This is a genomic window from Clostridioides sp. ZZV14-6345 (assembly GCF_020657775.1).
Lineage (GTDB): Bacteria > Bacillota > Clostridia > Peptostreptococcales > Peptostreptococcaceae > Clostridioides > Clostridioides difficile_D.
In genome coordinates, this window is record NZ_JAGWCX010000027.1 from 27358 (window position 1) to 49489 (window position 22132).

Annotated in this window: 17 protein-coding genes; 5 read left to right on the forward strand and 12 right to left on the reverse strand. The window is 26.6% G+C overall.

The window, feature by feature from the left end:
* Positions 1 to 310: 310 nt before the first annotated feature.
* From KGF39_RS09255 to KGF39_RS09265, 3 genes are all read right to left on the reverse strand, one after another.
* Complete coding sequence (locus tag KGF39_RS09255; RefSeq protein ID WP_107594844.1) at positions 311 to 856, reverse strand: NADH peroxidase; 546 nt, start codon at positions 854 to 856, stop codon at positions 311 to 313.
* Positions 857 to 973: 117 nt separating this feature from the next.
* A complete protein-coding gene (locus KGF39_RS09260) occupies positions 974 to 2797 on the reverse strand; it encodes an ABC transporter ATP-binding protein (RefSeq protein ID WP_227822078.1) in 1824 nt (607 codons plus the stop codon).
* 12 nt (positions 2798 to 2809) lie between these two features.
* Complete coding sequence (locus KGF39_RS09265) at positions 2810 to 4582, reverse strand: ABC transporter ATP-binding protein (protein ID WP_227822079.1); 1773 nt, start codon at positions 4580 to 4582, stop codon at positions 2810 to 2812.
* Between the two features lie 291 nt (positions 4583 to 4873).
* On the opposite strand from KGF39_RS09265, the gene KGF39_RS09270 reads away from it, so the two are divergent.
* Positions 4874 to 7102, forward strand: a complete 2229-nt coding sequence (locus KGF39_RS09270; RefSeq protein WP_227822080.1) for a YhgE/Pip domain-containing protein — start codon at positions 4874 to 4876, stop codon at positions 7100 to 7102.
* A 330-nt stretch (positions 7103 to 7432) separates the two neighbouring features.
* Here KGF39_RS09270 and KGF39_RS09275 read toward each other — a convergent pair whose 3' ends face one another.
* Positions 7433 to 7714: a hypothetical protein gene (locus KGF39_RS09275; RefSeq protein WP_227822081.1), complete on the reverse strand. Its 282-nt coding sequence runs from the start codon at positions 7712 to 7714 to the stop codon at positions 7433 to 7435.
* A gap of 411 nt (positions 7715 to 8125) precedes the next feature.
* Positions 8126 to 8425, reverse strand: coding sequence for a rhodanese-like domain-containing protein (locus KGF39_RS09280; protein ID WP_227822082.1), 300 nt, complete (start codon positions 8423 to 8425; stop codon positions 8126 to 8128).
* A gap of 206 nt (positions 8426 to 8631) precedes the next feature.
* Between KGF39_RS09280 and KGF39_RS09285 the strand changes: the two genes are divergently transcribed.
* Positions 8632 to 11673, forward strand: a complete 3042-nt coding sequence (locus tag KGF39_RS09285; protein WP_227822083.1) for a cell wall-binding protein Cwp20 — start codon at positions 8632 to 8634, stop codon at positions 11671 to 11673.
* Between the two features lie 62 nt (positions 11674 to 11735).
* Here the strand turns inward: KGF39_RS09285 and KGF39_RS09290 are convergent, their stop codons facing one another.
* From KGF39_RS09290 to KGF39_RS09315, 6 genes are all read right to left on the reverse strand, one after another.
* On the reverse strand, positions 11736 to 13010 hold the full coding sequence (locus KGF39_RS09290) for a 4Fe-4S dicluster-binding protein (protein ID WP_227822084.1): 1275 nt from the start codon (positions 13008 to 13010) through the stop codon (positions 11736 to 11738).
* Positions 13011 to 13231: 221 nt separating this feature from the next.
* Entirely contained in the window at positions 13232 to 15793 is a 2562-nt protein-coding gene (locus KGF39_RS09295) for an ABC transporter permease (protein ID WP_227822085.1), read from the reverse strand.
* Positions 15794 to 16471, reverse strand: coding sequence for an ABC transporter ATP-binding protein (locus KGF39_RS09300; RefSeq protein ID WP_227822086.1), 678 nt, complete (start codon positions 16469 to 16471; stop codon positions 15794 to 15796).
* A gap of 79 nt (positions 16472 to 16550) precedes the next feature.
* Positions 16551 to 17810 (reverse strand): HAMP domain-containing sensor histidine kinase, encoded by a 1260-nt coding sequence (locus KGF39_RS09305; RefSeq protein WP_308463833.1) that lies wholly within the window; start codon positions 17808 to 17810, stop codon positions 16551 to 16553.
* Positions 17788 to 18513 (reverse strand): response regulator transcription factor, encoded by a 726-nt coding sequence (locus KGF39_RS09310; protein ID WP_413927013.1) that lies wholly within the window; start codon positions 18511 to 18513, stop codon positions 17788 to 17790. The genes KGF39_RS09305 and KGF39_RS09310 overlap by 23 nt, the downstream gene beginning before the upstream one ends.
* A 246-nt stretch (positions 18514 to 18759) precedes the next feature.
* Entirely contained in the window at positions 18760 to 19200 is a 441-nt protein-coding gene (locus KGF39_RS09315; RefSeq protein ID WP_227822088.1) for a hypothetical protein, read from the reverse strand.
* A gap of 191 nt (positions 19201 to 19391) precedes the next feature.
* Between KGF39_RS09315 and KGF39_RS09320 the strand changes: the two genes are divergently transcribed.
* From KGF39_RS09320 to KGF39_RS09330, 3 genes are all read left to right on the forward strand, one after another.
* Complete coding sequence (locus tag KGF39_RS09320; RefSeq protein ID WP_227822089.1) at positions 19392 to 19781, forward strand: GntR family transcriptional regulator; 390 nt, start codon at positions 19392 to 19394, stop codon at positions 19779 to 19781.
* The gene (locus KGF39_RS09325; protein ID WP_227822090.1) at positions 19774 to 20865 is read left to right on the forward strand and encodes a DUF5808 domain-containing protein; all 1092 of its coding nucleotides are present in this window, start codon (positions 19774 to 19776) and stop codon (positions 20863 to 20865) included. The genes KGF39_RS09320 and KGF39_RS09325 overlap by 8 nt, the downstream gene beginning before the upstream one ends.
* A 116-nt stretch (positions 20866 to 20981) precedes the next feature.
* Positions 20982 to 21458 (forward strand): HD domain-containing protein, encoded by a 477-nt coding sequence (locus tag KGF39_RS09330; protein WP_227822091.1) that lies wholly within the window; start codon positions 20982 to 20984, stop codon positions 21456 to 21458.
* Positions 21459 to 21594: 136 nt separating this feature from the next.
* On the opposite strand, the gene KGF39_RS09335 is transcribed toward KGF39_RS09330, so the two are convergent.
* Positions 21595 to 22132 (reverse strand): tryptophan transporter (locus KGF39_RS09335; protein WP_227822092.1); only part of this gene is annotated, 538 nt, incomplete at its 5' end.

Genomic DNA, 22132 nt, shown 5'->3' on the forward strand with positions numbered 1-22132 from the left:
AGTCAAATTTTGATATATCTATATATCCACTCTATTCATTAATTTTGATACAAAAAGTATGTATTAACTTTTTTACAATTATTATCCCTATTTCACATAGTAAAAAATAGATATAAACCCAATAATCGCAATATTTTTCTACCTACTAGTTTTTGTTTACTGCTTCCTAGTGCCTCTCGATTAATTTTACAAAAATCTGTTCAAATATTAATCATTTTTAGCTAAAAGTTAATAACTAAAAAAGAGTACCTCACTTATAATCTTAAAAATTATAAAATAAGATACTCTTAAAATCTATTTTATATTAAATTTATTTTCCAAAATATCTATTTAATAATCCTAAGAATGCTTTACCATGTCTAGCTTCGTCTTTACACATTTCATGTACTGTGTCATGTATAGCATCTAATCCTAATTCTTTAGCTTTCTTAGCTAATTTTAATTTTCCATCAGTTGCACCATACTCAGCGTCAACTCTAACTCTTAAGTTTTCTTTTGTATCTGCAACTACAACTTCTCCAAGAAGTTCTGCAAATTTAGCAGCATGCTCAGCTTCTTCAAAAGCTATTCTCTTATAAGCTTCTCCTACTTCTGGATAACCTTCTCTATCTGCTTGTCTACTCATTGCTAAGTACATTCCTACTTCTGTACACTCACCAACGAAGTTAGCTCTTAAGCCTTCAATTACTTCCTCATCTACACCTTGAGCTACACCTATTCTATGCTCATCAGCCCAATTTTTTTCACCTTTCATTTCTTCAAACTTATCAGCTCCAACTTTACATACTGGACATTGTGCTGGTGCAGCATCTCCTTCATGTATATATCCACATACTGTACAAACAAATTTTTTCATAATTACTTTCCTCCTAAATTTTATATATCAAATTAAATTTTTTATTTATTAAGTTAATCTATATATACCCGCAGCATATACCTTTAAACAATTTTTTAAAAAAGTTTTTCTAAATACTTATTTTCCTTGTGTTAACAGTATGTTTCTATAATAATGTCCTTTTAATTTTATCAGCTCTTTATGATTCCCAGATTCCACAATTCTACCATTTTCTAAAACTATTATATTATCACAATTTGATATGGTACTTAATCTATGGGCTATAATTATACTTGTCTTTCCATAAGTTAAACTATTTATTGCCTCTTGAATCTTAGCCTCTGTTGCTATATCTATGTTACTTGTAGCTTCATCCAAAATAAGTATAGGGGCATTTTTTAAGACTGCTCTAGCAATACTTATTAGTTGTTTTTGACCTTCACTTAAATCTTCACCCCTATCCGATAATACAGTGCTATATCCTTCACGCATTTTCATTATAAATTTATGTGAATTTGCTATTTTACTAGCATATATAACTTCTTCATCAGTAGCCCTCAGATTACCATATCTTATATTTTCCATAACCGTATCATTGAATATATAACTTTCTTGTGGAACTACTCCAAAACAAGTTCTCAAATAGTTTCTGTCAATAGAATATATATCCTCACCATCTAAAAATATACTTCCTTCATCTATATAATAGAAATTTGTAATTAGATTTATAATTGTTGTTTTTCCACTTCCAGTTTCTCCTATAATGGCATTTGATGTACCAGCTTTGATTCTTAAGTTTATATTATCTAAAATTTTCTTTTTTGAGTCATAAGAAAAGCTTACATTTTTAAATTCAATTTCTCCCTTTACAAAATGAGAATCTAAATTATCATTCTTATTGTTATTAAGCTTACTTTTAAACACACTATCTACTTCTTGTTCTTCTTTTTCATCCATAATTTCAAAAACTCTTTCGCATCCAGCTATGGCTGAAAGTAATGTATTAAATAGATTCGCTAACTCATTTAAAGGTCTTGTAAATTGCCTCACATAACTTAAAAAACTAGCTATAACTCCTATAGTTATAATATCCTTAGATGCAAGAACACCACCTATAATACATATTGTTGCAAACCCTATATTACTAATCACATTCATAATAGGCATTAAAAGAGATGTATAAATTTGCGATTTAAGTGAAATATTTAGAAGTCTATCATTAACTTCCTTAAAATCATTTACAGACTTTCTTTCATAGTTGAAAGATTTTACCATGTCTATATTTGATACCATTTCTTCAATATGAGAATTTAGCTTTCCTAACTCAACTTGTTGTTGCTTAAAAAGAACTCTAGTCCTCTTTGCAATAAAATTACTTATAAACATTACAATTGGTATTAATATGATGCTACAAAAGGTTAAAATTGGACTTAATATAAACATCATAATAAAAGTCATTAATATATTTAAGATTCCTGTAATTAATTGTACTAATGAATTTGAGATTCCTGTACTAATATTATCAACATCATTTGTTATCCTGCTCATAATATCTCCAGTAGAACTTTTATCAAAGAAGGTTATTGGTAGATTTTTAAATTTTAAAAATAAATTACTTCTCATCTCTTTAACTATACTTTGAGATAATCTAGCTGTACATATACCCTTAGACAATTTAACTGAAAATTCAATTATATAAAATGAAAGTAAAATAATTATTCCTTTAAAAAAAATGGATTTTGAATAGGTTTCAATATTTATTATATCAACTACTTTTCCGAGAGTATATGGTATTATAGTCGATATAATTGATTCAATTATTACTAGCAAAAAAATAAATCTAGTAATCTTTTTATCTTTTTTAAAGTACATAAAAATTTTTTTAAAAGTTTTTTTAAAATCTTTAGGCTTTTCTTTTTTCTTTAACCTACTGACCTTTTGATTTCCAGTACTTAAATTCAATATGCTTCCTCCTTAATTTACATCTTCATTTGCTAAGTTCTGCAACTCAAAAATTTTTTTATAAATTGGAGAACTAAGCAGTAAATCTTCATGTGTAGCAAATCCAACCACCTCTCCCTCATCTAAGACTAAAATTTTATCACAGTCAATTATAGAGCTAATCTTTTGTGAAATAGTTATTACAGTGCATTTCTTGTTTTCCTTTTCTCTTAAAGCGTTTATATAATCTTTTATATTCTTTCTTATAGTTGTCTCTGTATTAATATCCATTGCACTAAAACAGTCATCAAGAATTAATATTTGTGGTTTTTTTGCTATAGCTCTAGCTATAGTAATTCTTTGTCTTTGTCCTCCTGATAGATTCTTACCCCTTTGAAATAAAACCTCATCATAAGAATTTTCGAATTTTGTTATAAATTGATTTGCATTTGCTATCTTACATGATTTTATAACATCTTCTCTACTTACATCCTTATTTCCCATAACTATATTTTCTAGTACGCTTTTTCCAAATACACTACTATTTTGAAATACTACACCTATTCTTTCCCTTAAACTTTCTTCAGAAATACTGTATATACTATCTCCTCCAATCTTAATATCTCCTCTATCAATTATATATAATTTTTGAATTAAATTTACTAAAGAAGTCTTTCCTGAAGCAGTTTGACCAATAACACCGATATTTTGACCTTCTTCTATTTTAAAGGATATATCTTTTAATATTTTTTCATATGTATTTTTATTATACGAAAAATCTACATTTTCAAAGATTATATCACCATTTGTAAATTCCAAATTTTTTTCTTCACTATCTAAACTAGTATTTTTCTCAATTATTTCTTCATCATCAATCAAAACTTCACTTATTCTTTCATAAGAAGCTTTTGCTCTAACAAAGACATTAAAAACATGTGAAATCATTATAAGTGATGTCAATATTCTAGTCATATAATTTACATAAGCAACTATAATCCCAATTTTAATCTCTCCTGAATAAACTAAATATCTTCCAATCAATAATAATATTATTATGGATACATTAATAATTATTGTAATTGTTGGTCTAAAAAATGACATCATAGTCGTAGCTTTTCTACTATTTTTAAAAAGCTCATTATTTAACTCTTCAAAACTTTTGTTCTCATAATCGTATCTACAAAATAGTTTGACTACTTTTATTCCACCTAAAAACTGTCTTAATTTTGAATTTATTTTATCTGTACTTTCTTGTACATTTTTAAATAGTCTATATCCTACCTTCATATTGAGTAATATTATGATAAATATAATTAAAACTGCAATTAGGATAATTGCTGACATCTTTAAGTTTAATTTTATGGCTATAATTAAACTTCCTATACACATGATTGGAGATTTTATAAAAACTCTCATCATTCCATGAACAAAAAGTTGTACTTGATTAATATCATTAGTAATTCTTGTTATTAGTGAAGCTCTACCAAATTTATCTATTTGTTTTAATGAATATGTATTTATCTTTTCAAATACATCCTGTCTTAAATCATACGAGAAACATTGAGAAACTCTTGCTGAGATTATACTTCTTATTATTGAAAATATTGCACCTAAAAAAGTTATCCCTATCATTAAAGCTCCTGTTGATAATATGTAATCTAAATTCTTATTTGAAACCCCTATATCGATTATTTTTGCCATTATAGTTGGTTGAGCTAAATCACAAAAAGCTTCCAATGTCAAAAAAAATACTGCTGTTAGAAATAGTGCTATATATTTTTTTATGTATTTTTTAAAATACCTCATTCAATCATCCCTTCATAGAATTTTCCCATTATTAAAATTATATCACAATGGCTAATTTAATTGATTATATCAATTATAAATATTTGTTTTATTATTAATTTTTATACTATACATTTTATAAATTATTTGTTTTTATTTCCTATATTTATATATATTTATAGCATACTATTATATATAATATATATGTATTAAAATTAAGACAAAACTTTAACTTTACTATTTGTGTAAAAAGTAATATAATTTAAAATTGATTATAAATCTAACTTTTTCTCTATCAAAATATTTTAGGAGGTGAGACATTTGAAAAAAACTAATGGTTTAAAAGAGATTTTAAACTGGAATAATATTAAGAATTTAAAGCCTTCAAAGGGTTTAAAAAATATATTAGAAATTTTTAAAAGTGACCTAAAAGATATACGTGGCAATTATGCAGTACTTATAATAGTTTTAGGTCTTGCTTTTTTACCCTCTCTCTATGCTTGGTTCAATATAAAAGCATCTTGGGACCCTTATGGAAGTACTGCTAATATGCTTGTAGCAGTAACAAATGAAGATAAAGGAAATGAAATAGCAGGACAGAAAATTAATGTAGGAAACCAATTAATTGAACAACTTAAGGATAACAGAAGTTTAGGTTGGCAATTTGTAGATGAAAAAACCGCTCTTGAAGGTGTTAAAAAAGGTACTTATTATGCATCACTTAAAATTCCAAAAAATTTTACAAAAGATTTGACATCCTTAATTACAGATGATGTTAAAAAGGGCGAGATTATCTATACAGTTAATGAAAAAATAAATGCAGTTGCTCCAAAGATTACTGATAAAGGAGCTTCTACAATACAATTGCAGGTTAATCAGACTATAGTAAAAACAGTTAGTGAAATCGTTCTTGGTATATCAAATGGAGTTGGTGCAGGAATTGAACACAGTCTTCCAAAATTGACAAAAGTTGAAAGTTCCCTTATAGACCTTCAAAAGAGATTTGACCATATAAATAAGACTGTTGATTTAGCTTCTGATGCTACTTCAAAATTATCTGATACAGTTAAAGATATTAAATCCGATTTACCTACAATTAAAAAGACTCTGAATGATACAAAACTGTTATCAAGTGACTTAAAAAAATTCTTAGAGGATACAAATAATAATTTAGACGAACTTTCTCCTCTTATTAAGTCTGACTTAAATTTAATGGTTGACCTTTCATCTTCTGCTTCTTCTCTTACATTAAATTTAATTGATGCAGTAAATAGTGGCAGTGAAGATGTACCTAAGTTGATAGATAATTTATCAGAAAAACTTTCTAATTTGCAATCTTTAAACGATACTTTGGTGGACTTTTTAAATAAATTAAACCAACTTACATCAAATAATAGATTGGATGATGTAATAGATAATCTTGAAGACTCTAGCAATAAAATAGATTCATCTATATCAACATTAAATGATATTAAAAACAAAGTTATATCTGGACAACAACCATCTATAAGTGCTTTGAATAATGTTTTAAGTCTATCAAATGGTATTGGAAGAATTAATTTAAATATTTTAAATAATTTTGACTCAAAAATATCAAAACCTATAAATAGTATATTTGCAAACAGTATAAAAGTAGCAAATGATATAATTACTGTTTTAGATAAGGCAGAAGCAAAACTTCCAAAGGTTGAAGAAATACTTACTACTTCTCTAAAACTTTCAGGAAATGCACAGGAAAGTATATCATTGATAAGAGAAAGACTTCCTTTAGCAAAAGGAATGTTGGATGATTTGATTGATACTTTAAGCAAAATTAGTAATGGTGAAGATATGAAAAAATTAGTCAGCTTGCTTGAAAGTGATATATTGACAAAGTCTAATTTCTTAAAAGAACCTGTTGAGGTGAAAACAGAGAAATTATATCCAATTGAAAATTATGGTTCTGCAATGACACCATTTTATAGTGTTCTTTCTACATGGGTTGGTATATTACTTATTTCATCACTATTGTCTACATCTGTACATGGAAACTATAAACCTTATGAAATTTACTTTGGAAGAGGTCTTACTTTTTTAAGTATAGCTCTTGTCCAAGGTTTTATAATAGGAACTGGAGATATATTATTGTTAGGAGTAACAGCAAAACATCCAATTTTATTGATAGTTCTGCTTATGTTTACTAGTATGGTATTTAACTTTATAGTGTATTCTTTAGTTTCTGTATTTGGAAATGTAGGAAAAGCAATTGCAATAGTACTATTAGTCGTTCAGATTGGTTCTTCTGGTGGTACATTCCCTATACAAGTTACACCTACATTCTTCCAAAGAATAAACCCTATAATGCCATTTACCTATGCAATAGGTGCTACAAGGGAAGCAGTTGGTGGTATATATGCTCCAAATCTAACTAAAGATATACTAGTTCTATTACTATTTATGATTTTGTCTATTTGTTTAAACGTACTTCTAAAAGGACCTATAAATAGAGTTATAAAACCGTTTAATGATAAATTCGGCGATAGTAATTTAACTGGTCATTAAAAAATTAATTCTGTCTTTAAATATATTTTTTAAATAATATTCTAAGTTCATATTAAAAGGAGCTGTCGCATGAGCAAATTAAATTTGTTCTGTGAAAGCTCTTTTTTTACTTAACTTAATAAAGAAATAAAATTAAAACATTACAAATCATTAGAGAAACTTTTAAAACAAGAAAAATCCAATATAGTCAATAATGACATAAAACCATTTATACACTTGATGGACCAGTTTTTATTAGAAATTGGGACTAATAACAAGACTGTTTTTATTAAAAATGGGAACCTCTATTTTGAGATATCCCATTTTTAGTTCGTAATATATTAAAAGTGACTATTCTTTTTTAAGTTCTAAAAGTATAGGTATCATATTAAGTACAATAGATATAATAGTTAAAACCCATAATGCATTTTTCATAGTAGGTACTACATCTACTAAAGCAGCCCAGTCATTCGCTTGTACCCATTCAGATAAAATGGAATATTCTGAACAAATTGTCAACGAAGTAAATGATAATCCTACTGCCATTGCAAGTTTATAATTTTTTCCTACTTTATACATATAAAGATTTAAAAAAGTAGCTATTATTGCTATACCTCCAAATATTATCCACATATTTCCTCCCCCTTTTTATTTCTAATTATATAACAATTGTGTATTAAGCTATCTATAATTATAGCATTTTATTAAAAAATTATAACTGCTTATATATAAGAAAAAAATATTATATTTCGAACCATTATAAAAAATAAAGTTATTCAAATATTTATAACCATAATCTGAATAACTTCATGCATCCTATATAAAAACTTTATAAATATTTCAATCTTTCCATATTAATACTAAAAATAAAATCATCTCTAAGAATATACTTAAAATATATATCTTTATAACTCTTTTATAAAAATTATCATGGAAAAAAGCGAAAAAATTCGTTCTTTCCTAAATTTATCTTATAAATATTTAGATACATTCCTACTTAATAAGCAGAGCTATACATAGTATTTAATGTATAACTTACATTATTTAACTCATATAATCAATTATTCCTGAGTTTAAATTATATAAATGTTCAAAACCTTCTTCAGCCAACAAATTACATGCAGTAACACTTCTATGACCACTTCTGCAATAAACCACTACTTTCTTATCTTTATACTCGTAAATTTCATCTATGTTATTGATTAACTCTTGTAAAGATATATTTATAGCATTTTCTATTTTATATTCCCTAAATTCATCTTTAGTTCTTACATCCAATAGTAAAATATCCTTTTCATTTTTCATCATTTCTTTAAGTTGATTCTTATTTATATTCTTGTACATATGTCTAAGATTCCTCCATTTTATTTTTATATTACTTATACCCTGTATTCTTTATACAACAACAAATATTATTTTTATATTTTTCTCAGTTATATAAAAAGGTATACTTATAAAAGCTTTTTTTATTGATAATAATCTGTTGATTAAAATAATTAAGAATGTTATGCTAATTATAAATTATTAAAAAGGAAAAGAGGTAATGTAATATGTTTAAGCAAAGGCTCTCTAAATTATTATCTAGTACATTAGTATTGAGTATGTTATTTACTGCTGCTCCAAATATTACTTTTGCTGATAGTACAAGAGATAATTCCGAAAAATATCAAAGTTCTGATATAGAATTACATGATTATAGTAAAAACTCGGAATCTTACCCAAAAACTAAAGCTCTTGCCAAAGAAAAAATTCAAGCTTTGCTATCAAAGTATGGTGCTGTAAGTGCTCAATATGCCTTGATTGATAATGGCAAAATTGAGATTTCTGGTAATGGTGGAGTTTATAGCAAGCAAGATAACAAAAACTTAAATAAGGATAACATGTATAGTATTGCATCTATCAGTAAAATGTTTACTACAACAGCCGTTATGAAGTTGGTTGATGATGGAAAAGTAAATTTAGATACTCCTGTTGTAAATTATATACCTGAATTTAAAATGGCTGATAATAGATACAGAGAAATCACTCCAAGAATGCTATTAAATCATTCATCAGGACTTATGGGAAGTAGTTTTAAAAATACTATTTTATTAGCAGACAATGATTCTTATGGTCATGATAATTTCTTAAAAGAATTACAAAAACAAAGATTAAAAGCTAAACCAGGAGCTTTTTCTGTTTATTGTAATGATGGATTTACTTTAGCTGAAATTTTAGTAGAGAGAGTATCTGGTATGTCATTTACTAATTTTCTTGATAAATACATAAATAATCCACTTAACTTACAAAATACAAAAACTACAGAAAATAGTTTTGATAGTTCAAAACTAGCAAAAGCATATGTACCTTATTGGGAAGATGCAGTTCCACAAGATAACCTTAATGCTATAGGTGCAGGTGGTTTATATTCAAGTGCAGAAAATCTATGTACATTTGCACAAACATTTATGAAAAACTCAAATGGTATTCTTTCTCCTGCTTCAGTAAAAGCTATGGAAAACAAAGAATATTTAAATGGTCTATGGCCTGAAGGAGAAGACTCTATACTTGGATATGGTTTAGGGTGGGATTGTGTAAATACTTATCCATTTAATCAATACAATTTAAAAGCTCTTACAAAAGGTGGAGACTCTTTACTATTCCACAGTAATCTTATAGTTCTTCCAGATGAAAATATGGCAGTTGCAGTTCTTTCTTCTGGTGGAAATAGTCAACTTGATGAAATAATTGGACAAGAAATCTTACTCTCTGCATTAAAAGAAAAAGGTAGAATTAAAGAAATAAAACCTGATAAAACATTTAGCAAACCACAACAAGTTAAAATGCCAAGCTATTTAAAAGAAAACAGTGGTCTTTATGCTTCTTCAAATATGATAAAGGTCGAGGTTAATGACAATGGTACTTTAATAGTGTCTTCTCCTTATATAGAAAATGGACCTGAAGATAAATACGTATACATAGGTCAAGATAGATTTGTATCTGAAAAAGGTAATAGTTGTTTAAAATTTGTAAAAGAAAAAAATAATATCACATATCTAAATATGAGCTCTTATGATGATGTCCCTGGATTAGGTCAGACAGCAAGTTTATACTATGTGGCTCAAAAGGTAGATGACAACAATATATCAAATAGTGTAAAAGAAGTGTGGAAAAAAAGAAATGGTAAAGGCTACTATCTAGTAGATGAAAAATATACTTCTCAAAGCTATATGTTTGGTTCTGTAAAGGCAACTCTTGGTCTTTCTGATGAAACTCCAGGTTATATAGTTAACACTAAGATAATAGATGAGAATAATTCAAATGCTTTTATAGAAATACCTGGTGTAATAGGTCGTGATTTAGCTGACATTAAACTTCATAAAGAAAATGATACAGAGTATTTAACTTTTGCCACACAAACATATGTTAGTGAAGATTCTCTAACTAATTTGCCATCAGAAAAATCTTTTACATGCGAATTAGCATCTAATGGTTATGCAAAATGGTATAAAATTGGTGATGATATAGCAAATAAAAAAATAGAAGTTAATCTACCTCAAAACTCATCTTTTGCTGTTTATGATGATAAAGGAGTTCCTGTAAACTATTCTTTAGTTACAAAGAACAATAGAGTTAGATTACCAAAAGGAGGCGTAATTGTTTTCTCAGGAAGTCCAAATGCTAGATTTGAAGTTACATATCAAGATGAAGTAAATGCAAGTGCACTTACAGGAACTGATAGATATGAAACTTCTATTAAGATAAGTCAATCAGGTTGGGAAAGTGCTGAAAATGCAGTTTTAATAAACGACTCAGCAATTGCAGATGCTTTGGCTGCAACACCATTTGCATACAAGAAAAATGCTCCTATATTATTGACTGGAAGCTCTCAAATAAATGAAAAAACTTTGGCTGAATTAAAGAGATTAAAAGTTAAAAATGTATATGTAGTTGGTGGAGAAGCTTCTATAAATGAAAATTCTCTAGATACTATAAAATCAAACAATATCTCTGTATCTAGAATTTCAGGAAGTGATAGATATCAAACATCTATGAATATTGCTAAAGAATTGAATAATATTAGTAATATATCAAAGATTTCAGTAGTTAATGGTGAAAAAGGATTAGCCGATGCAGTAAGCATTGGAGCTGTATCAGCTCAAAATGATATGCCTATAATACTTACTAATGAAAATAGTAATATAACTGAAATAAATAACTTATTTAAAAACAAAAAGATTGATAAATCTTATGTAATCGGTGGAGAATATACAGTTTCTAAAAATATAGAAAGTAAACTTCAAAATCCACAGAGAATATCAGGTAGCACTAGAAATGAAACTAATGCAAAAGTAATAAAAGAATTTTACAAGGATTCTAAGATAGACAACTTATATGTTGCTAAAAATGGAATGAATAAACAAGATGATTTAATAGACGGATTATCTGTTGGAGTTTTGGCTGGAAAAACTAAGTCTCCTGTAATACTAGTAGGAAACTCACTAGATTATAATCAAAAAGAACTATTTAAAACTATGAGATTTAAATCTGTAACACAAATTGGTGGAAATGGAAATGAAAACTCATTTAAACAAATAAAAGACATAGCTTAACATACTAAAAAGGCTATATTCAAGTAATATTAATTGAATATAGCCCTTTTTTATTTTAGTTTCTATTTATCATTCATGCTTAACAATTTATCTAAATATACTGACTTTAATTGTTTACTGGCCAAAATCTTTTTAGCTGGTTCAAGCTTTAATATAGCTGATAGTATAGCTCCCATAGCTCTATGACTAGCTAGAGCATTATTATCAAAAATTAAATTTTGTAACTGCTCTTTTTCAATTGCCATGAGAACTGCTCTATGTACTGAGTTTGCTGGAGTTATTATTTTTTCATCTCTATTCAATAACATAATACTATTTTTATGGCAATTTCTAACACAAACTCCACAACCTAGGCATCTATCCTCATCAATTTTTATATATTCTTTATCACCTTCCTTGACCTTACTTATTGCATCTATTGGACATGCAGTTATACATTTACCACATTTTACACAACTTTCATGGTTTATATTAGGTATAAAACTTGTTGTCTGCACTGGATGAAGATTTCCAAATCTTTTAGCAGCTACTAGTGCCTCACAACAACATCCACAGCAGTTACATATAAACGTAACCCCTTTTCTAACATTTTCTCCACATTGAACTAAGTTATGCTCATATGCTTGGTGAAGTAGTTCTTTACATTCTATTTTATCTACACGTCTTGCAAATTTATTATTTATTAAAGAATTTGCTACATTGTCAAATGTCATACATATATCCATAGGAGCATCACAAGCTTTTCCAACATGTTGCATCCTATGTCTACAATAACACATACTTACACCTATATGAGTTGATTCATCAATTATATGAGTAGCTCTTTCATAATCTAAAATGCTAACTTCATTATCATTGGTCAAAACTTCCTCTTGAACATACACTCTTCCAAGCTTTGTCTCTGTCGAATAAAACAAATCTTTGATAAAATCTTCTTCTACATTCATATATTGATAGTAAAGTTCTGCTAAAAGTTTTTGGTCTATATCATGTCTTGTTCTCATCATGGCAAATTCAAAAAAACCAGCCATTGGAGGAGGCATTATATATTTTTTCCCTTTATTATCTTCTATATCTAGTATCAGAGCCTTACTAGCAAGTTTATCCAATATTCTATATGCTTCACTTTCACTTACACTCCAAATTTTAGCTGCTGTTTTTACTCTAAAAGGCTTTATTGGAAGCTGAGCCACTAATTTCGCCTCTTGTTCTGTATATAATACATTTAGTATCTTGTATAATGTATCTGATGGTGGAGCACCTTGTGGAAACCTGTTTATTCTTTCCTCTAAACTTTTATACATATTCTTAGCAGTTATATGAGAAATAGTAATCACCTTCTTTTTCTTTTGTTTTCCAATAAAATTAAATATTCTTTCTTCTTATATAGACTCTTACTTTATATAATACCAATTCTTTCCAAATAGTTAAATACCTCTAGCAATTTATTATTAGATTTCTTATATAAATAAAAAAATCGTTTAAGTAGTATAATAATAGTTTATACCAATTAAACGATTTTAATAATAGTTTATATAATTAAAAATTATTTTTATATTTATATACTTTCTCTTCTTATATTATCTATTATATTTTCTTTATTCAATTTACTCATTGGTATATATCCTGCTATAAAAGTTATTATAAAAACACTTACTATACATATAGCTATTGCTACCCATGGTATAACAGGAGAAAACTCAATTACACCTGAAATAAGTTTATTCATAATTAGAATTATACCAATACTAATTGGTATTCCAAACAACAATGACAGTATACCATATATAAAACTTTCTAAATATATCATTTTTCTAAATCCTTTAGGAGTAACCCCTATAGATTGTATTACTGCAAGTTCTCTTTTTCTTAGATTTATACTTGTGCTTACTGTATTTATAATATTTGTAACACTTACTAAAGATATCACTGCTATAAAACCATATACAAATATTTTAATAACCTTTAAATCTTGTTTTTCACTTTCATTGCTTGCACTTTCATCGTAGAAGCTAAAATTATTTTTATTTGCCAAAGCTTCTATTTCCTTCTTAGTCTTAATGCTTCCTCCTGAATCAATAAATATAAGGCTTTTACTTAATTTTAAATTTAAATTTTTAGCAACTTCATCGTAAGTTATAAATTGTAATCCCATATTTTGATAACCAAGACCTAGACGTTCTTCATCAGTTATAGCAAGAATCTTGACCTTTATTTTTTTACTTAAGCTATTTTCATCAAGATATTCACAAGTTACTGTATCTCCTACTTTATAGTTGGTAAGTTCTACTACACCTTTCTTCCCATTTGATTCAAATGAGCTTTTTCTAACTAATATAACACCATTTTCTTCAATTGCTCTCTCCTTATTAAAAGAACCCTGTATTAAGTTATTTGTTTTGTTTTTTACTGCAAAATCTCCTGGAAAAATTAATTCATTATTACTGAAATCATATTCATAACTATCTCCAATCTTATATTTTTGATAATATTTCCTGATTAAATCTTCCTTGGATTTATTTATTTTATTTTCACTTACTCTTATAGACATATATTGTCCTGTTGCTAATTCAAAGTTTTTTATTCCAGAAATAGCTTCTAATTTACTTATAGTATCATCTATAGACTTAGCTGTGCTCTTTGCAGTTAAATACAAATCATAGTTTCTTTGAGAATTTTTTATTTCTTCACCTTTTAATAAAAGTAATGTAAATCCACTAAAAGATATAAATATTATTATACTTACCATTAAAGAAAAAAGAGTTACTATGAATTTTTTTCTATTTCTCCTTATATTTTTATACGCAAGTACTCCTTCAGTTTTAAAAATCATTTTAATAAGCCTTGAACTTTTAACCTTTCCCACTTTATACTCTCCATTATTTTTAATTACATTAAGTGGAGAAATATTAGAAGCCGATATTGCAGGTAATAGAATTGATATAAAGATTGTAAACAAAACTATTATTACACTAACAATAATTATTATTGGATTATACACTATCTTCAAACTCATTTGAGTAACAACCGATTCTGTAAAATGCTTATTTATAATTTTAAATAATAAGTCTATGGCTACTGTTCCAGATATTATCCCTATTGGTATACCAATTAAACTAATTATAATACCTTCTATAAAAACTAATCTTTTAATTTGACTAGATGTAGCACCTATAGAATTTAATATCCCAAACTGTTTTTTTCGTTCAGTTATAGAAATACTAAAAGAATTATACACTGTAGCAATTGTACATATGATTACTAAAATAGTTACTTCTATAATTATAGACTTTATAGAGCTATTTATATTCGCATACTTACTAGCACCTTGTAACCTCAATAAATGTTCATTGTATTTTATCATATCAGAAACTACTTCTTTATCCTTATTTGAATATATATTTTTGCTTATTTTATTACTTATTTCATACACATCTTTAGGATTTCTTAGTGCTACTGATACATTAATTGTATCATTGTAATTATCCATAGGATTAAAATAAGTTATAGCAGTTGCAATTCCATTGTAACGTTCAAATCCAGGTTTTTTAATTATACCAACAACTTCAAAAGTTCTATCCTTTTCATTTGCTATATAATCCCCCTCATGAAATACCATACTATCAATCTTCTTCTCACTTGAATCAAACATATCTCCTACTTTTAAGGTTATCTCGTCCCCTATTTTTAATTTATCATCCATAAGATTAATAACATTTTCACTTAAGACAATTTCTCCATCCTTAGCTGGAAACCTACCTTCTTTTATAGAAATTCGATATCCCTTTATGGCGTTTTTATCATACTGTTTTATACTTAATATACCATTTTCACTATTTTCTAATTTAGAATATCCAATTTGTTTAGTAAATGCATGTTTTTCCACTTCAGCTGATTTTGTTATATATTCCATATCCTTTTTATTTACATTATAAAATGTAACATGAAAACTTCCATCATTCTTTATAGTTTCTCTTACTTGATAATCCATGAAACTTTCAAATATATTTCCTATACCACAGATTAAAGCCGTTGAAAGTATTATCCCAATTATGGTTACAATAGTTCTTCTCTTATTCTGTTTTAAATATCTAATAGTTAGGGATGTATATAAATTCATCTACATCACCTCATCACTTTTTATAATTCCATCTTCTATGCCTATAATTCTGTCAGCTTGAAGTGCTATGTTTTTATCATGAGTTATCATTATTAGTGTCTGATTGTATTTCTTTACTGATAATTTTAATAATTCTAGTATTTCTTTTGAATTTTTACTATCTAAATTACCTGTTGGTTCATCTGCTAATACTATAGAAGGTCTATTAATCAAAGCACGTCCTATAGAAGTTCTTTGCTGCTGACCTCCTGATAATTGATTTGGAAGATGTTTTTCTCTATCATTTAGACCTAATGTTTTCATCAAATCATTCAAATATTCTTTGTCAATATCTCTATTATCAAGCTCTGCTGGAAGCAATATATTTTCCTTTACATTTAAGACTGGAATTAAGTTGTAAAATTGATATATAAGACCTATGTTTCTTCTTCTAAATATCGCTAAATCTTTTGTTTTTAAATTATATATATCAACATCATTTATATAAACCTTACCACTAGTTGGTCTGTCAACCCCTCCTAATAAATGTAATAAAGTACTTTTACCACTTCCACTTGGACCTGTTATTGCTATAAACGTTCCTTTTTCAACTGATAAACTTACATTTTTTATCGCATCAACTTTTGTTTCATTTTTACCATAACTTTTAGTTAAATTTTCTACTCTTAAAATTTCCATAGCTACCTCCAATATTTATATTCTATACTTCATATCTTAGACTTTAGCTATTACTATAAAGTGAATTAAATATTACAGATTAGTCACCATCAATATCATACATTTTATGAAATATTATATGAAACTCTGTCCCCTTACCTTTTTCACTGTTTACATAGATATCTCCATTTTGGCTTTCTATTATAGATTTTGCCATTGCAAGACCTATTCCTACACTATCCTCTTTTGAACTACTTCTTCCTCTATAAAATCGTTTAAATACATGTGGTATATCTTTTTTATCTATTCCCTCACCATCATCTTCTACTATTAGTTCAGAAAATAATGGGTTTTCTTTATAGCTTATAATTATATTTCCAAATTCAGGAGTGTGTTCTATACAATTTTTAATTATATTCACTAATGCTTCCACAGACCAATCAATATCACCAATATAAGATACATTATCACTTCCTTCTATAGTCAATTTTTGATTTTTAATCTCCATAGGTATTTTCATAGATTGCATTGCTCTATGTACAAGTTCACTAAATTCTACCTTATCCTTTTTAAAATTTATCACTTTTGCTTCTACCTTTGATAGTTTAAGCATGCTTTTAATCAACCAATCCATTCTATTTAATTGATTTTTTATCTTATTTAAAAAATCGATTTTTACTTCATATGGTACATCATTATATAATAAATCATTCAACATTATTAAAGAAGTCATAGGTGTTTTTAATTGGTGTGATATATCGGAAATTGTATTATTTAAAAATATCTTTTCTGATTTTAAAAGTTCAACCTTTTCATTAAGAATTGTTGTCATCTTTAAGAGTTCAGTTTTTAAAAGACCTATCTGCCCTTCTTGATTTTTATTTTTCATATCAAATGCTTTTCCCTCTGAACTATAGTAAACATATTTAGTCATATCTGATAAATCATTGTAAATTGACTTAAAATATCCAATAACCAACACAAATATCAAAATAAATATTATACATACTAAGATTATATTTATTTTGATAGTTTTTAAAACTAATTTAGAAATAATAGGCTCAGAATTTATCCTAATAGATTCATCATAATTATACTTACTTAATATTTTCTGACCATAGTCTATATTTCCCATAGACGTCCCTTGAGTTATTATATCTACTATCTCACTTTCTAAGTTTGGATACTTACTTGATAGTGTTCCTATTATAGCCTGATTATTTTTTACAATCATATCTTTAGTTGTATGCATATTGATTATGCTAAATCCAATAGATAGAGTAATAGCAACAAACATTAAAACAACATACTTACTTAAAAACTTCTTTACTTCTGGATTATATAGAAACACTATTTTCACTTCCTATCCATTTATAACCAAGTCCTCTTACAGTTTCTATGTAGATTGGTTCACATAGGTCATCACCTATTTTTTCTCTAAGCCTTTTTATATAAACAGTTAGAGTATTATCATTTACAAAATCATAAGTCACATCCCAAAGTTTTTCCAATATTTGGGTTCTACTTAAAACTGTATTTTTGTTCTGTATAAGAATTAAAAGAAGCTTATATTCAACTGATGTCAGAAATATTTCTTTGTCATTTTTATATACTCTAGCTTCTAATGTGTATATACTTAAATCTCCAAATTTAAGTATTCTCTTAGTTTCTTCTAAAGCATTGCCTTTTCTTCTTAAAACAGCTTTTATTCTCGATATTAATTCTCTAATTCTAAAAGGTTTTGTTATATAATCATCTCCACCTATATCAAGGCCCATTACAATATTTACTTCTTCATCACAAGCAGTCAAGAATATTATAGGAATCTGAGAAAATCCTCTTACATATTGACAAAACTCATAACCAGTTCCATCTGGCAATGTAACATCCAACAGTATCATACTGTATTCATTAGAAGAAATCATTTCTTTTCCATTTGATAAATCCTTTGATATATCTACACTAAATCCTTCTTGTTCTAAAGCATACTTTATTCCAAAAGATATAGTACTATCATCTTCAACTATTAATAACTTTAACATAAGTATTTCCTTTCTTTTCATTTTAATTTTGAAGTATTTATATATAACTTTTATTATACACAATTACCTGGGATACTAAAATATATCTAGAATTACAAAATAGTCACAAAGTGTTATTAAAACTTATAAAAACAAAAATGTAAGTTGTTACTTAACTATCTCAAGAATAATACACACTCTTTCAAGTTAAGCTACAACTTACATCTTAGAAACCAGATATTAAATAATTTAACATAACTATTTGTTTAATTATTTAGAGAGTATTACTTATTCTTCCTCATACTTTTTGTATTCATCTTCTTTGTAAATATTATCCTTTTTATCATCTTCATGTAAATCAATATCATTCTTTATATCTTTAACACTATTTACATATTGCATCATTTCTTCTTGAGAAACATGCGGACAATTTTCACAGTTTATTCTTCTTGAATTAAATTCTTTTACTTTTTTTTTTAATTCTTCATATTCATAATCCTGTTTTTTGTCTCTACAGTCACAGTCAAATTCATCATATTTATAATCATCATAGTCACTATTTCCATAATAATTTGTATCAACCATTTGAGAATTGGATTTACGATTTTTCACCATTTTGTATACAGCATATGCACCTACTCCTGTAAGTATAGCTCCCGTAAACATCATTGGTTTACTCATTCCATCATCTTTTTTATGCATTTGTCTTTTCATTAAATATGTTAACATATTTTTTCTCCTTTCTAATTTTTATTTCTATCTATAGATAGTATCTGTATTATTTTAATAAAAATTATGTTATTTTTTAAATTACAATTTTTACAAAATATAAATTTATATTTTGTGTCTGTTATTATTTTTTATGTTATACTATGTATATAACAATCGTTTTCATTTATAAAGCATAATGGAGGTTTTTTATGGTTTTAAATTTAGATTTTAATAGTGATAAATCTATTTATGTACAAATTAAAGAAGAAATAACTAAAGCTATAGCTTCAGGAGAATTAAAAATAAATGAATCACTTCCATCTGTAAGAAGTATGGCTGAAAATATTGGTGTAAATTTACATACAGTAAACAAATCTTACAATGAATTAAAAGAAGAGGGATTCTTAAATATTGATAGAAGAAAAGGTGCTATTGTGGCTCAATTACCAATGAAAATAGACAACACAACTCGTCAAAAAAATAATCTTGACTTGGAACTACTAGTAGCAAAATCTTATTTATCAGGTATTAGCAAAGAAGAATTTTTGTCACTAAGTTCAAATTTATTTGACAAGTATGAGGTGAAATATTATGAGTAAGATTGAATGTTTATTTACAATATTTCCGGTTCTAATTTTGATGTATGCTACATTTTATTTTATGCCCCATTTTATAGGTAAAAAACATATTTATGGGGTTTCTATAGACCAAGAACATAAAAACTACACTTACTTCATAAAGCTAGACAAAGACTTTAAAAAACTTTTATCTTTAGGTTTTATTATAGACCTTATATTAGTTTTTATCCTTGTTTTTACATTTGATAAATTAGAACTTTCTTATTTTATTGGTATTATAGGGTTTTTATTATATGAAAGTATATTGTATATTCATGCTCATAAAAAAGTTAAGAAGCTTAAATCAGAAATTTATTCTACATTAGGTTACATAGATTCAGACTCAAAATTAATAGTAGATATGGATTTTATAAATAAGAAAAATAAAATAATAAAAAAATTTAAAATAATATATTTAATACCAATACTATTTACTTTTGGAATGAACATTTTTATAGTATTTAATTATAATCAACTGCCAGACTTAATTGCTACTCATTGGAGTATAAATGGCTCTCCTGATATTTTTATGAAAAAATCATTTCTTAATGTATTTAAATTAATAGGTACTGACTTTTGTTTAATGATTTTATTATATATAACTTCTATCGGCTCTATAAAGTCAAGGGTTAAGATAGATACAAACAGAATTGAAGAAAGTAGAATTGAAAACATTAAATATTTAAATAAAATTGGTTATCTGTTTTTGATATTGATGATTATAATGACAATACAATTTTTTACCACTCTTTTATCAATAAAAACCAAACTATCAACTGCTACGAATATTACAACACTTTTAGTTATAATTTATTTAATAGCAACATATATTAATTCTCCAAGTTTAAAATCCAACTCTTCTTATTCTCCAGAAGAGGATGAGAAATATTGGATAGCAGGTATCATATATAATAATCCAAATGACCCATCATTGATGGTTGATAAAAGGTTTGGTCTTGGATGGACTATAAATTTTGGCAATCCTCTTGGAAAGATACTATATATTTCTATAGCTTTATTTTTGATTTTTTCATTGTTTAGCCTAATAAAATCTCTTTTACTTTAAATACCATAAAAGGTATCTTACTTGTATTATTGGGTATTATATTTTGTAGGATAAGAAATATTTCATATTATCGTTGAAATATAGTATTTATATTACTAGAAATGGAGATTTGCATAATGTTGTCAAAAGCTGAAATCAAATACTTTAATGAATGTGCTTCTGAGATACTTTCTTCTGAAAAAGTACAACTTATGAGAACATTTCCTCATCATGGCAATGTTTCATGTCTTGAACATAGTTTATCAGTAGCATATTATAGTTATCTATTGTGTAAGAAATTGCACCTAAATGTTGATATTCAAAGTGTTATTAGAGGAGCTTTACTACACGACTTTTTTCTTTACGATTGGCATTACAAAGGTGATAGAAAGGGATTACATGGATTTACTCACCCTAAAGAAGCATTAAAAAATGCAACTTTATTTTTTCAAATAAATGAAAAAGAAACGGATATAATTTTAAAGCATATGTGGCCACTTACTGTTAAGCCTCCTAAATACAAAGAAGCACTTATTGTCTGTTTGTTGGATAAATTTTGCTGTTTAGTTGAGACTTTAAAGATACATTCTTTATTATCTCCTTATCATGTATAAGATAGGTCTTTAACATCTTTACAATTTAATTTTAAAGAGGTATTAAGTATTATATTCAACTTGATACCTCTTTACTATTTTATTATTTATTTTTTACAATATCATTTTATTATAATATAATTATAAATCATAACATTTATCCTTGATAACTTACCCTTCTTATAGACATGCTTACTACCTTAAATAACAGTAAACCAGCTATTAAATTTATTAGTATTGCTGGTGCTACTGCAACCATAAATAATGCCATAAATGAACCTCCAGGAAGACCTACTATTACCTCGGCAACTAGTAAAAATGTAGTTCCGCTAACAATAGTACCTATTGGAAATATTATTGTAGCTACTATTAAATCTTTCTTTTTGTTACTTAAATTTTTCATAAATGGTAATTTATAAATTACATACATTATCATGAACATTATATTTATTGTAATCATTTTATCAAGTATATTTGGAACTTGACCACCTGGAAATTTAGTTGTTAGTGCTGCAAATATTCCTGTCACAATTCCTGCTACTAGACAAATCTTATAATCATCTTTATTTAATATCATTATTATAAACATCATTGCTAGAGATATATCTGGTTGCATTGGAAGTCCTATAGCAGGTGTAAGTTGATGTATTAATAAACCCATAGCTAAAAGTATTGCATTTAAAGTTAATTTTTTT